The following is a 15211-nucleotide window of genomic DNA, read 5'->3' as shown; positions in this document are numbered from 1 at the left end:
TCACCCTTTATTATTTATTATTTTTTGCAATTCATTTCTAAACTTAGATATATCTCCATCAAACACTATAATATTTATATCCATTTCCTTTGCCCTATTTATTACATTCTCTTTTTGTGGATAATATGTGCTTACGAGAATATCGATATTTTTACCTTTACTTATTCTTCTACTATACACATTAAGCTCATTTAAAGCTTCTTGATCATACCCTTTACTATCCTTACAAGATATACATATAAGAGAAGAATCTACAGATGCAAGAATATCTAATTCATTTTTTACATCCTCTACATCTCTATCCCATAAAAATACAACACCTGTTTTTAAGTCATCTATATTATCTAAAGTTTTTACAACACTATATGTTATAAATTCAAGCCAATATCCAGAGATCAATATAAGACTTTTTGCAAATTCATTTTTAATATCCAGTCTTATTTGATTTTTCCTATACTTATATTCAATATAATGCATATGTTTTAATATATTTAAGAACTCTAATAAATCGTTTATATTCTCTTCTTCTAATTCACTTGTATTTATAAGTAATCTATTATATATATAATCATGAAACTCTATATTTTTTCTATATTTAAATATAGCCTTTACTTTTTTCCACTTATCATATTTATTTATAATATAGTTATAGATGACTTCTAATTTATCATCATTATATTTTGGAGTATTATCCCAAAGTATCTTTCCACCTGATATAGACATAAAATCATCTATATTCATATCATATAAATCTATATTTATTTTTTCTATTTTACCTTTTCTATATATAATTATCTCTGAATGTGCTACTTCTAAATAAGCATAATCAATAGTAAATATTTGAGAAAAGTTATAGATATATAGATTGACTAAAGTATCTGAACCAGTAATATTTATAACAGCTTCTTCATTTTTATATCTAAATAATATTTTTTCTAAACTTTCATAAAGAGGCCTATATATTGTTTCTTCTATTATTTCTATATCTTTAAAGTTTTTTCTATAATAATCCCTTATATCATCTGAATAAGCCTTTTTCTCATCACTACCATCATGAATAAGTACCAATTTCTGAGGATTAAATGCATGTGTGGCAACTATATTAAAATCATTATTATCCCCAATCACATTTATAATTGTATTATATTTCTTCATGAAACTCTCCTTTTTTTAAGTTTAGAAAATACAAAATATATAGCTAGTCCAAAACTAGCACCAAAACTATCTATAAATACATCTTTTATAGATGGTCCTCTTCCTGGTATAAGCGACTGATGAAACTCATCTGTTGCTGCATATATTATTGATATTAAAAGAGCTATTATTATTGATTTAAATCCAAAAATATTACTTATTCTAAGTGCATTTATAACGAGTATAGCAAGTATAAAATAAGCAGTAAAATGTGCTAATTTCCTTATAATATGGTGAAATAAATCCATATCCACCTTTAAAGATGGAAATATAGTATTTATCATATTTAACACCATTTCTGTTATTCCCGAGCTCAAACCTCCAGAGCTATCTCCAGATTGATGAGACAAATAAAATATTGCACCCATCCATATAAAAACAGCTAAATATGATATTTTTTTCTTGTTATTTTGCTTCATATTCACTTTCCTTTTTATTATAATATAACTTAATTATATTACCTTGAAAGTTATAAAGCAAACAAAATACAATAGCAACAAATTATATTCTCCTGTAATAATTAATGTTCTTTTTAATAAATAATTTATGAAGAAAAACTCCAGCTAAAAATCCAAATATATGTGCCCACCAAGCAATATTTTGAGACAATTGACCTGCAAGTCCAGAGCTAATTCCAGAAGATAATTGAATTAAAAACCATATTATAAGAAACATTTGTGCTGGAACTTGTATAAAGAAAGGAAAAATAGGAACTATAGTAAGCACTCTAGAGTGTTTAAACATTAAAAAATATGCTCCCATAACTCCAGCAATTGCACCAGATGCACCAATTACAGGAATGTATGATGAAATATCTGATAGCATATGAAATATAGTTGCAATTACTCCAGCTAAAATATAAAACAAAGTAAATCTTAAAGGCCCCATTCTATCTTCCACATTATCACCAAAAATCCATAGTGACCACATATTTCCCAGTAAATGAATTAAATTACTATGTAAAAAAATATTCGTGATAAATGGAATATAAGCTAGTGGATTAAATACATTATATATAAATCTTATTGGTATGAAACCATAGTTAAAAACCATCTCCCCAACCATTTCATTTGTTATCATAGTTTGATATAAAAATATAAGTGCATTTATTCCTATAATTATAAAGGTTGCAATAGGTACTTTTCTACTTGGACTAGTATCTCTTAAAGGAATCATAATAACACCTCCTTTTCAAATTGATTACATGTATTATACCCATTAAAAATAGATGATACGCTTTTGTATCATCTATTTCAATATATTTTAGTTATCTTTTTCTATTAAATTTTCAGTTTCCAAATCATAAGTATATTCAACTTCATTATTGTCCTCAATTACCTCTATATCAAAAGCTAAGATATTATCATCATATTCAAGACTCCATTCATTAACCTTTGAGCCTTCTTTTGATTCTTCTAAAACTTTTTCAACTAAAGATTCTATTTTAGATAATTGATCTTTAGTTATCTCTCCCTGTTCATCATCTAAATCAATAATTTCTGTATCATCACTTATGATGTCTCCACTTACAGGATTGATTTTAACCTCATAATCATTTTCATCATCATAACCTTCTACCACATATTGATACTCAGTCATGTTTTTATCTAGAGAAATTCCCCTGATTTTTGAATCTGAATGAGCTTCCATAAATTTATCATATGCATCCTCTGGAGTAAGTTCAATATCTTCATATCTTACTTCATCATTATTATCTACATCATCACCATTTAAATCACCATCACCACATGCTGTAAGTGTCAATATAAGGACTAAAAATAAAGGTAATAATATACGTTTTTTCATCATTTATAAACCTCCTTAAGAATAGTATACCCAAGAAAGTTTGGATTAATTATGTGGTGTGTTATGTGAAATCATACTTTTGATTTTATATTATATATATGTGCCTTTTTTACAATCTCATCAACACATGTATATTTTTTAAGTTCAAGATATATTAATAAATTTTTGTATTTAAATATAACTTCTGTTACGATTCCACCGCTAAACATAAATATAAATAATAATTGCCTTTATTTATTTAAATACAACTTTTGTTAAGGTTCCACCTAATATCTTCTATACTGTGGCCTGTTTTAAATAAATTTAAATACAACTTTTGTTAAGGTTCCACAAGAACTGAAGGTTGGGATTTACAAGACTTACAATAATTTAAATACAACTTTTGTTAAGGTTCCACATTGTATTGAATTTGCCCCCACGGCCTTGCCATACAATTTAAATACAACTTTTGTTAAGATTCCACAGTTCCCCTCTTTAACATAAAGGTAGGTGAATTAGAATTTAAATACAACTTTTGTTAAGATTCCACAAATAGAGGGTATAGAGTATAGGCAGGTGATTAAAATTTAAATACAACTTTTGTTAAGATTCCACTGAAAAGAGTAGAATCACTTAAGGAAAGAGTAACTACATTTAAATACAACTTTTGTTAAGATTCCACTATGTTAGAAGTGTAAACAGTACTACAAATAAAACATTTAAATACAACTTTTGTTAAGATTCCACTCTGTGCTATATGTTATTTCTATTTCAGGGATAATAATTTAAATACAACTTTTGTTAAGATTCCACATATCACCTTTATACTTTCTTAAGTCCATTACTAATAGATTTAAATACAACTTTTGTTAAGATTCCACATTACAAAAATTATGATAATATGTTAAATATAATGAATTTAAATACAACTTTTGTTAAGATTCCACGTGGGATAAAGCAAATCCATCTCTTTACTCTTTTGAATTTAAATACAACTTTTGTTAAGATTCCACCTAGTGGATTAGCTAGAATAGAGGCAGATGTAATATATTTAAATACAACTTTTGTTAAGATTCCACTTCTATTTTTAAGTCTTTTTGTTCTACGTTATATTTAATTTAAATACAACTTTTGTTAAGATTCCACTAACCTATTGCAGATTTATGGAGTGCATTTTCTACTATTTAAATACAACTTTTGTTAAGATTCCACGCAATGAATTTGGGTACATCATGAAAACTGAAACAAATATTTAAATACAACTTTTGTTAAGATTCCACTAATATTTCAAACAGTTCTACAAGTAATTCAAGTAAATTTAAATACAACTTTTGTTAAGATTCCACATGAAGAAAGATTAAAATCTATGGAAGATGCACTCTATTTAAATACAACTTTTGTTAAGATTCCACGTATTACCAAACAATAAAAAGTGTTTAACAAGGGTATTTAAATACAACTTTTGTTAAGATTCCACAGTTCTATTAAGTTTAAATCGAAGTCTAGTCCTCCTATTTAAATACAACTTTTGTTAAGATTCCACATAGTATGTACGCAATATGAGGAGGAATAGTAGAAAATTTAAATATAACTTTTGTTAAGATTCCACTTAAAACCTGGGGCTATTAAGGCCCTAGGTTCTTTTATTTAAATACAACTTTTGTTAAGATTCCACCCAACTAATTGTTGTTCAAAAGAAATATATTCTTTTATTTAAATACAACTTTTGTTAAGATTCCACAAAAGCTGGAAGAAGAACTAATAAAGGCTGTAGAAAATTTAAATACAACTTTTGTTAAGATTCCACATTCGATAAACTAAAAGGTGGATTACGTGGTTTACTATTTAAATACAACTTTTGTTAAGATTCCACGCAAAATCAATTACTACACCTTCTGATTGTTTTATTATTTAAATACAACTTTTGTTAAGATTCCACAAATTATATGTTTATATTGTTATACACTTTTAAATTATTTAAATACAACTTTTGTTAAGATTCCACAAATAGACTTGATGAAATGGTTGCAAACGGTGAGTTATTTAAATACAACTTTTGTTAAGATTCCACACTTAATAAAAATATATTAAAATATCTTGCTGTTCCATTTAAATACAACTTTTGTTAAGATTCCACATTATAGGAATAGGGATTATTCATATATATAATAAAATTTAAATACAACTTTTGTTAAGATTCCACTGTTACAATTTTAGACTTTGAAAATCAGGGAAAACTATTTAAATACAACTTTTGTTAAGATTCCACTATGTTCTTAAAGCTTATAGCTAGTCCATTTGTGTCATTTAAATACAACTTTTGTTAAGATTCCACTCAGTTTTTTGCTTGTTTTCTTCTCTACCACTATAAATTTAAATACAACTTTTGTTAAGATTCCACCTATAGCTTTTAATATTTTAACTATCCCACTTTTTATATTTAAATACAACTTTTGTTAAGATTCCACATATACATTGTCTCTGTTTTATTTCCTCTAGTTATTGATTTAAATACAACTTTTGTTAAGATTCCACCCAGTATGCGTAAATGAGAAAGGGGATAGGAAGAAAATTTAAATACAACTTTTGTTAAGATTCCACTAAGAAAGGTAGCTAATACATTACAAGATAGTGTATAATTTAAATACAACTTTTGTTAAGATTCCACGTATTAACATTGATTGTAGCAAACGTTTTGAATCTAAATTTAAATACAACTTTTGTTAAGATTCCACAGTAGTAGTCGGCACAATTATAAGTGCATTAGGTGCAATATTTAAATACAACTTTTGTTAAGATTCCACACTAAATACTTTACTTCTTATACCTCTGTCTTTATAAGATTTAAATACAACTTTTGTTAAGATTCCACCCCAGGAACTAAAGCACAACCTATGCTATCGCCTGCAATATTTAAATACAACTTTTGTTAAGATTCCACTCTGATTATGCTTGTCCAAATCTTCCTCTGTTGCATATTTAAATACAACTTTTGTTAAGATTCCACGATTAAGGAGGTAATATGAATAGAGCGTTTCAAAGATTTAAATACAACTTTTGTTAAGATTCCACCTGGCGTTATAGAGCAAACTGTAGCAGGGAATGGAGATTTAAATACAACTTTTGTTAAGATTCCACATTCTCGGCTTTCCCGTCCGGCAAACCTGTAAAGTATTTAAATACAACTTTTGTTAAGATTCCACTAGTATTTATTCAGGAGAACAAAAGTGGAATACTCCATTTAAATACAACTTTTGTTAAGATTCCACCATTTGATGGAACATTAAACAACGATATAAGAGCATATTTAAATACAACTTTTGTTAAGATTCCACAACCTGCAATTGCATTTAACAGAAACGCTGATATATTTAAATACAACTTTTGTTAAGATTCCACTACTGTAAAATACATATTTTATTTTCTTTAAATTCGGCTCTAGTGTGTACATATTACTATTCTTCAACAATTTTCCCAACTTAAAAATATAGTTATTAATATTTCTATAATTTTCCCTATCAACTAGTAAAATAGAGTCTTTATAACATATAAAATAAACTTATCACTTGGTAAATTTATATAAACATACTGTCTACATCTTTCTGAGGTGTTCCCAATATTTCCTCTCCAAAACTTGATTTATTTACTAATTTAATTATAGAAATAAAATCTTCTGATGGATCTATAATTTGATATAATTCATTTTTTAAAGCAATTAATTTAGATGTAGTAATATCTCCTCTAAAAATAGACTTTTGATAATGATTGAGATATTTTTTACATACCTTGAATACCTTATGTACTCTTTTTTCATTTACATCATATAGTACAAAAGCGTAATTATAGTTCTTTATTTTACCCATTTAACAACTCTCCTTTAGATTGAAGGGTACAAACTCTTTATCTTCTACTATATATTTTATAAGTTTATATACATCTAATTTTATTGCTGTCAAATACGTAGTTTTTCTATTTAATCTCTTATTCAAAAATACACTATTTATCCTATTTTCAAATTCTTGTATGAATATTTTTCTTCCTTTTTCATTTAAAATACAATAATTAACTTTCTTTTCAAAGTGCTTATCTACTCTAATTTTTCTATTATTTACTAAGTCAAAAATTGTTTTAAATACTATTATAGGTTTAAATACCTCTGCTATATCTAAACTTAAAGAAAATCTTCCTTCCATTGGTTCGTGTAAAAAACTTATAGACTGATCTAGATGGGTATTGTATATTTGAGAAATGGTTTTAGTGTATAAGAGAGAATTTCCAAATGAAATCATAGCATTTAATGGATTATCTGGTGGTCTTTTAACTCTTTTATTAAATACAAATTCTTCTCTTAATATGTTTTTAAAGGTAGCATAAAAATTCTGCCATATTTGTCCTTCTATAAATAATATTTGTTTTATGTTTATTTCTTTGCTTAACATATTAGGTATATCTTTTCTCAACCAATCTATCAAAGGTTTAATATCTTTTTTTCCATGTTTATAATAGTGGTATAACGTTTCAGCTATATTTACTGCAATGCCTTCAACTATTTTTTTAGCTATAATAAGCCGTCTATCTAAGTATGTAGTAGCTTGTTTTATTTTTAAACTTCCACTAATTAGTTGTTTCTTTGGATAATATGTTCCACTATAATGTCCATAATAATTAAAAAAGTGAATGACTACCCCTGCTTTTGATATAAAATCTAAAAGTTTTGTAGTTACTGTCATATCATTCATACAATATAATTCTCTTATACCTTCAATAGGAATATAGAAATTACCCTTTTCATTTTTAAATACTATGGAATTATCTTTTCGTTTTAGTTCACCTCTAGACATTAAATATCTTGTATGACCTTTAATTATTCTCACCCTTTCTTATATATAGCAATATTCATAATAAGCACAGTTCTTACACTTTGGTTCATTAATTGGATCTGGAGGGCTATTGATATTAATTAAAATATTTATATTTTCTAAAATTTCTTCTAATTCTTTTAACCTTTCATCATCTAATTCTACATAATGAATCTTTTTATCCTGCTTTTTCTTTTCAATAATTTCAATCATACCTTTTTTATCTATGCCTTTTTCTTTAAGTGTTTTTAAATATAATAAAACTTGCCATTTTACAGCATTTATATCTGCATCTGACTTTTTAATTTCAACTAAATAATCATCAGTTAATCTATCTATCTTTATATTTTCAATAGAAAGCTCTGTAGTTTTATTTTCTTCACTTTTTAAAATATGAAGTATTTTACCTATCTTTACATCTTCACTATTATCCTCTAGATTTATACGATTAGAAAATAGCCAACATTGTCTTTTACAGTGAAAATAATAATTTATCATAGTTCCTGTAATTTTCATATAAAGATATCCTCACTCTCATTTAGATACTTTTTTCTATCAAATTTTCCATCTATTATATAATCTTCTTCGTTTTGAATATAGAATAAATTTCCAATATTCTCTTCGTACTTCTGAGGTTTTTCACCTAAATTAAATATAAAATAATCCATTTTAGCTTGTACAGAAGATAATTTAATCCTTTTTTCTGCATACTTTAGTTTTTTGTTTTCTAAAAGTTCCTTAAATTCTCTCCAAACTTTTTCTCCATCTATTTCCTTTTCCTCATTCTCTTCTATATATTTTATAGTATAAGGAAGATAAACTTGGTATTTATTATCTTCAATTAAACTCATATGTTTATCTATCTCTTGAAAATCTAAATATTTCATTTTTGAATAAAAATTATTTATATTATTTTCATTTAATTCTTCTTTTTTATTCTCTACATTTTTTAAGCATTCTTCATAAAATTCACTGAATTCCTTTTCTATCAATATCTTTTGATACCTTTCATATCTTAAATCTTTATTTAATCTTAAATCGCCTCTATAGATTTTATTAGCTTCTGTTAAGTTAAAGAAGAAGGCAAGTCCCTCACGTTTACAAGATCTATTAATTCTTCCTAAAAACTGTTCTTCGGAATCTATTGTAGATATATCTTTAAATCCTATATCCACATCTATATCTACACCTGCTTCAATTACCTGGGTTGCTACTATCAGAATATCCTTCAATATAAATTCTTCATTATCATCTTTACTCTTTAACTCATCCAATATTTCTTTTCTATATATTCTATTGTCATCTCCTGTTATTTCTACTACTCTTTTATTTGGAAATTCTTTTTTAGCTAAGTTATAAAAAGTTCTAGCATCTTCTTTCTTTATAAATTCTATTAATATTCTTTTTTTCTTTTCTTTCCATACTTCTTGTATTTTTTTTATCAACTCTTCTTTCCCTTTTTCTGGATCATTAAATTCAGAATTTTTGAGTAGACTAAAATCTAATTTAACTCTATCTTTAAAAAATGGACTCTTATAATATTTTTCTTTGTCTATTATAAGTTCTGTGAATATATCTTCTCTTTCACTTACTAATTTATCTAGCCTTGGTAGAGTAGCGGACATTATAATAACTTTCATATTTAATAATTTAAATATTTTAGAAAAGCATTCAATTATTTCTTTCCAAATTTGGTTTTTATAACTTTGGATTTCATCAATTATTACTACACTATTAGAAAGATGTAATAAAGCTAAATTTGCTTCTCTAGAACCACTAAATAGATATCTAAAAAAATTTACGTGACTTGTCATGATTAAGGGATAATGTAGCATTTGTATATCTAATAATTTTTTATCATAATCAATAGAACTATATACCTCTTGTCCTTTATACTCACTCTCTTCGATTATAGGTGTGATTGAATTAATTATTTTTATAAAATCTTTAAAATCCTTTTTAGTGAAGATCTCTCTTATGCTTTTCTCTGTTTGTTCTATCAATGTGTTAAATGGAAAGATATAAAATATCTTTTTTAAAGTTTTATTTTGATTAATTAATTTTAAAGCTAAATTTATAGAAGTATTAGTTTTACCACTACCTGTAGGAGCTTCCATATAAAAGATGTTTTTATTTATGTTTTTTAATAAATTCTCTTCTGCTTCTAAAAACATCTCGCTTCTTAATGTGTTTATAGAATTTTCTCCGAAAGGATTCTCTTCTAATAAGTTCATTTTATATTTTTTATATTTATATATTCCTTTATATATATTGGTATTGTAGTAAGCTCCTTTTAGCTCATTTAAGTCTCTTAACTCTCCAAATTCATCTATAGGTTCACTGTTCATATAATCATAAGTTGCATAGAAATCACAATTAACTATAATAGAATAAAGTAGTTTTTCTAATATATAAATTTCATATCTCCCGTAAAAATCGTTTTCACTATAGTTTTTATATCCTAAAAAACTAGATTCTTTAAAATCTAAATCACTTATATCTGGTCCTATATAATCTATTATATAATCAGGATGCTCCTTTATTTTATTTTTTAAATTTTCCAACTTATTTTTATATCCCTCTAAATCTTTTAAGTATCCATGGTGTCTGGACATATTATAACTATTTATATACATGATGTGTTCCGCTAATCTTTTAAAATCATAATCTTTTATTAACTTTATTTCTTCATTAAAAATTGCTATATATAGTAAACTAGATATTAAACTATGCTCACTATTATTAAGTCTTCTATATTTTACACCACTAATACTTTTTTCCATTTTCTTTTTTTGAAATACTACATTAATTTTTCCTAAGTCATGAAGATATATAGAATTTATAAATAATTTATAAATAAATTCTTGTTCTTCATGATTTAACTTTCTTTCCTCTAATCTTATTTCATCAATAGTATTTTTAATTATAGTATCTAATTGCTTCTTATCACATAGTTTATTGTAATATTCTATAGTTTTATCTAGATGCTCTTTTAGTGTTTCATTTTTCTTCCCCTTTTTCTTATGAGCAAGATATCTATCTTTATTTTTTACATAATTACTTATATTGATTAAGTACATGAGTATAGTCTAGCCCCCTATCATAAGAGCTTGGTTCAAACCAAGCTCTATTTAAATAAAATATAAATTTTTTTCTTTGTCAGAATATACTCTATCTTTATGATCTATTTCTTTTATCCTATAATTTGTAAAAGATAATTCTTCTAATTCATAGAAATTAAGTTCTTTATTTAAACTAACTGGGAGGTATTCTTTATATAAAAATTCTAGCTTACCATCACTTGTACCTTTTCCTAGTTTTACATCCTTATAAGGAAATAAAGAATCTATTTTATCGTAACTTTTAACCTCTTCTAACTTTATATATGCTACATTCATTATATTAGCAGGATGATCATTTTTCCCTAGATAGGGTATAAAATGTGTTTTATTATTCAGTAAATAATCATTTAATTTATTGTATAAGTTTTTATCTATATTTCCATCATTTAAGATATATATCGTCCAATTTACGTTTTCTAACCACTGTTCTCTTACTATTAAGTTTCCACCTTGTTCTTTACTTGCATATCCTACACTATTATTAAATACTTGTATTTTCTTGGCAAAGTAAGCTTTTTTTGTATTAGGAATAATAGATACTTTTAAATCTTTAAGTTTTTCATAAAATTCGGGGTAAATTTCATCTTCTTTTTGCTGATTATATCCACCTAATCCTAAGATTGAACCTAATATTCCTAAGAGTGCAATTTTAGGTATATTTCCATAGCTAAAATATGCATAGGCATTTACATCTGGTTTTTTAAAGAAGGCAGTAGAGCCTTTAATATTAAATTTTAACGCTTCCATTTTTAAATCACTTCTCTTGTAAATATATTCATTTGTTTAGAATTTTTAATATCACCTTTTATTTTTACCTTGTATGGGTTATAGTATATCTCTATATTCTCTATTTCATTTTGAAAATTACCCTCATTTAAAAATTCTAAATCTTTTAAGTCTATTATTGATTCCTCATTTTCTTTATAAAATTTAATATATTGAGATAAATCTGTTAAATATAGCTTTGAACTATCTTTACATTCTAAAAACATGCTAAATTCATTTTCACATCCAAATTTACTGTTAGTATCTAGAGCAGTAGCTGCAACTAAAGATGCCTCTTTAAATTTGTCATAAGCTTCTTCTGTATAACCTTCAAAACCATCAATAACTCCAATGTAATTATTATAATTATCTGGATTTACAGAAAAAGAATAAAAATAATGTGCTTCGTCTGCTGTAATTTTACTTCCTAATGAGGATGCCCCTGCTTCCTCCTTTTTAGAGTTTCTAAATGGAGATAGTATGTCTTGAACTTCTACTACAGTATCTTCATACTTATTAAAACCTTGTCCCATCTGTACCGCTCCAGTTATAGATAAATTTTGACCTTCTTCTGCAAAAGTTGCTCCAAAATTCATAACATCTATTGCACTAAATAAATCTTTTAATACTTCTTCAGATGGAGTGTTCTTACTTAATGTTTTTTCAAAAATCTCTTCATATCTTTCATTTAATTCTTTTGGTTGAAGTTTATTCTTTTTACCAAATTTATATGATTTCATATATAAAACTTTTTCTCCATTATCCATCCACATTTTTTTCATTGGATACTTATTAGCCTTGTCACTTCCAAATATATGACCATTTATAGTTGTTTTAGGACGTCCTGTAAAATCAGCATTCCAATTCGCCATGATATTTTTAATTCCTATTATACCGTATACTCTATTGTTTTTCTTCATGTTTTACATCTCCCTCATCTTTATCTCTTTTTCTATAAAATATATTATCTGCAAGATATCCTGCTAAAAATAATTTACTATCTAAACTTTTATTACTAGGATTATAACTTAAAACCATGGACAAAGCCCTATTAAACACTTTAAAATCTCTTCTTAAAGCATGTTTATATGTGTTAAATACATATTGTAATTCTCTTTTAAGCTGTTCATTATTATTTATCCTCATAAAAGGTTCTATCATATCATGATGAGGTTTATCTTTTTCACTCTGACTCAACATATATGAAGCTAGTTGACCACCTAAAAAGTAAAATTCTTCATCATTAGTTAAACTATCAATTCTTGCTTTCTCTAATTTTTGTTCAATTTCTAAATATAAACCATCCAAGATTTGCTCCATAACTTCTTCCCCCTCAAAAAATTCTATCAATGAAACACTTAAATTAAATGCCTCTGCTGCTTTCCATTTAGATTCTGTGACTAAATAATCTTTAACAATATTAATATGAATTTTCTTTAATATACTTTCTATTCCTACATTAATTCCTTTCTTAAGATAATTATGAAATGCTTCCTTACTAAAATTTAAATCTAGTTTCATTTGTTTAGATATGCCATTTATATTTTCTTTAGGATCCTTTAGATAATTTTTAATTAATTTTTTTTTGAATAATTTCTTATCTATCTCTTTCTCTAATGCAAATCTCTCAGTTATATCCTTGTATTCTACAATTCCACCATTAATTTCTAACGCTAAAATATTTCTTGGAGAAAAATTTATTTTTGAAGTATAATGAGGTATAAAATCATATTTTTCTATAGTTACATCTTGCCCCTTTGTTATATACAAATAATGACAAGGTATTTCCTCATAATTTGTAGGTACCACTTTAAAATCATAATTTTGTGGAATAAATATTTCACTATATGGATAGTATTGAAGCCATTCAAAAAACTTATTGATATATATTGCATTTTTAGAGGTTATTCTGTAAGGCACTCTAATACCCATATTTTTTAATTCTAAAAATGGTTTTTTAGCGTTCAAGCCCATATTAGAATTGGAAAGACCATATATCTCATCATTGATTTCTATATTATACTTATTATTGTTAAAAATCCTTGGAATCATATATCGTTCGCTTTCAACTTTATATCTATCTATACCATACTCAGACTTAAAGAATATCTTAATATAATTATCGAACTGTTCATCATATTCTAACACTGTATCTTTAATTTTATCTAAATTTTCTGATATATAAGTATATGACCTATTTAATTCTCCTTGATCTACTTCCGTTTCAAACTTTTCATATATCATCTTATCTTTATTATTTTTAGCTTTACTTTCTGGATTCCTAAGCACTTTAAAATAATCTTCTATTCTTTCTGAAATTTCTTCTTTAGTTAGTGATTTTTTCCCTATGAAATTATCCTTTTTTATAAAAAAACTTAGATAATTATTACTATGAATTTTTTTCTTTCCGTCTATTGGCTTATTCATGTCTATTAATTTACTATAATAATCTCTTATTTTAAACCAATTATATAAATCACTCTCTATAGATTCTTTATTTATTATAAGATTATCTACAGAATTATCTAAATTGATTCTTATATACAGTCCATTTTTAGGCTTATAAGAATCTAGAATTATTTTATCTCCATATTTATCATATGCTCTTCCAAATAAATCAATTAAATCTCTAAACATAAACTTTCACCTCCTCCTTTATATATATCTTGGAATACAATATCCAGCACCTATGCTAGAATTTTTTTCTAATATACCTGTACCTAATAATAAATTAGAGATGTTTTGAGATAGTTCATCTTCTTTAATTTCTAATTTGAATTTATTTCCTAATAACTTGATGTCTTTATACTCTATTGCAATAGGTTTCATATTTTCAATTTCAATCGTTTTAAAAAACTCAAAATCATAAGGAATGTCTTCATCAATAAAATGTTTATATTTTTTAACAGTATTCTTTATAATTCTATCTATAAGTATCTCTATTTCTTCATTTTTGGTCCAATATCCATTCTCTAAAGTTACTATAGCAGGTGTAGCAGTATAAATACTATTAATGAATTTTGGTTTAAAAACTTTTAACTCTGTAGCTATTAATTTCATATATTCTGAATTAATTTTCTTTAATAACTTTTCTAACTTAGTTAGCAATTCTTTATTTATACTTCTTATTCTAAAAACATATATGCTACCTTTTTTGTATGTTTTATCATTTTCCCTAGGGAATAATGAATCATAAACATATCCTTTAAATTCATTTTTTTTATGAAACTTTGATAATTGATTATTTAAATACAAAGCTTCATTAATAAAATTAGAAATCATTTCATTTGCTTTAGTAAAATATATATCTTTATATAAATATACAGTATTAGTTAGTTCATAATATTTCACCTTATCACCACCTTTTATAGATAATTTTAGAATAAATACTATAATTATCTAATTCTATATAAAAGCTTGTTTTCCTTCTTTTTTCTTAAAATAATATAATTTTATTATTAATTATTATTTTAAATATACTTAATT

The 15211-nt window shown here is 25.3% G+C and carries 12 protein-coding genes and 1 CRISPR repeat array; all 12 genes read right to left on the bottom strand.

Annotation, left to right across the window (positions count from 1 at the left end; genetic code table 11):
• A complete protein-coding gene (locus E0D94_RS01945; RefSeq protein ID WP_130805624.1) occupies positions 1-1155 on the bottom strand; it encodes a Card1-like endonuclease domain-containing protein in 1155 nt (384 codons plus the stop codon).
• Positions 1152-1613 carry a VanZ family protein gene (locus E0D94_RS01940; protein ID WP_130805623.1) on the bottom strand — a complete coding sequence of 154 codons (462 nt, stop codon included), beginning with the start codon at positions 1611-1613 and terminating at the stop codon, positions 1152-1154. Before E0D94_RS01940 ends, E0D94_RS01945 begins: the two co-directional genes overlap by 4 nt.
• An 82-nt stretch (positions 1614-1695) precedes the next feature.
• Complete coding sequence (locus E0D94_RS01935) at positions 1696-2370, bottom strand: rhomboid family intramembrane serine protease (protein ID WP_130805622.1); 675 nt, start codon at positions 2368-2370, stop codon at positions 1696-1698.
• Between the two features lie 87 nt (positions 2371-2457).
• A complete protein-coding gene (locus tag E0D94_RS01930; RefSeq protein WP_130805621.1) occupies positions 2458-3003 on the bottom strand; it encodes a PepSY domain-containing protein in 546 nt (181 codons plus the stop codon).
• Between the two features lie 166 nt (positions 3004-3169).
• Positions 3170-6378: direct repeats of the CRISPR family, unit length 30 nt; unit sequence ATTTAAATACAACTTTTGTTAAGATTCCAC.
• A 176-nt stretch (positions 6379-6554) separates the two neighbouring features.
• A complete protein-coding gene (cas2, locus tag E0D94_RS01925) occupies positions 6555-6842 on the bottom strand; it encodes a CRISPR-associated endonuclease Cas2 (RefSeq protein WP_130805620.1) in 288 nt (95 codons plus the stop codon).
• Positions 6843-7820 (bottom strand): type I-B CRISPR-associated endonuclease Cas1b, encoded by a 978-nt coding sequence (gene cas1b, locus E0D94_RS01920; RefSeq protein ID WP_207289602.1) that lies wholly within the window; start codon positions 7818-7820, stop codon positions 6843-6845.
• 39 nt (positions 7821-7859) lie between these two features.
• The gene (cas4, locus tag E0D94_RS01915; RefSeq protein ID WP_130805619.1) at positions 7860-8354 is read right to left on the bottom strand and encodes a CRISPR-associated protein Cas4; all 495 of its coding nucleotides are present in this window, start codon (positions 8352-8354) and stop codon (positions 7860-7862) included.
• A complete protein-coding gene (gene cas3 / locus E0D94_RS01910) occupies positions 8351-10918 on the bottom strand; it encodes a CRISPR-associated helicase Cas3' (RefSeq protein ID WP_130805618.1) in 2568 nt (855 codons plus the stop codon). The genes cas4 and cas3 overlap by 4 nt, the downstream gene beginning before the upstream one ends.
• A 51-nt stretch (positions 10919-10969) precedes the next feature.
• Positions 10970-11707 carry a type I-B CRISPR-associated protein Cas5b gene (gene cas5b / locus E0D94_RS01905; RefSeq protein WP_130805617.1) on the bottom strand — a complete coding sequence of 246 codons (738 nt, stop codon included), beginning with the start codon at positions 11705-11707 and terminating at the stop codon, positions 10970-10972.
• Positions 11708-11709: 2 nt separating this feature from the next.
• The gene (locus E0D94_RS01900; protein WP_130805616.1) at positions 11710-12645 is read right to left on the bottom strand and encodes a type I CRISPR-associated protein Cas7; all 936 of its coding nucleotides are present in this window, start codon (positions 12643-12645) and stop codon (positions 11710-11712) included.
• Positions 12629-14362 (bottom strand): hypothetical protein, encoded by a 1734-nt coding sequence (locus E0D94_RS01895; protein ID WP_130805615.1) that lies wholly within the window; start codon positions 14360-14362, stop codon positions 12629-12631. The genes E0D94_RS01900 and E0D94_RS01895 overlap by 17 nt, the downstream gene beginning before the upstream one ends.
• Before the next feature lie 18 nt (positions 14363-14380).
• The gene (locus E0D94_RS01890; RefSeq protein WP_130805614.1) at positions 14381-15076 is read right to left on the bottom strand and encodes a CRISPR-associated endoribonuclease Cas6; all 696 of its coding nucleotides are present in this window, start codon (positions 15074-15076) and stop codon (positions 14381-14383) included.
• Between the last annotated feature and the right edge of the window lie 135 nt (positions 15077-15211).

This window comes from Senegalia massiliensis (assembly GCF_900626135.1).
GTDB classification, from domain to species: Bacteria; Bacillota; Clostridia; order Tissierellales; family SIT17; genus Anaeromonas; species Anaeromonas massiliensis.
The sequence above is the reverse complement of the archived record's forward strand: the minus strand, read 5'-3'. Positions and strand labels throughout refer to the sequence as shown.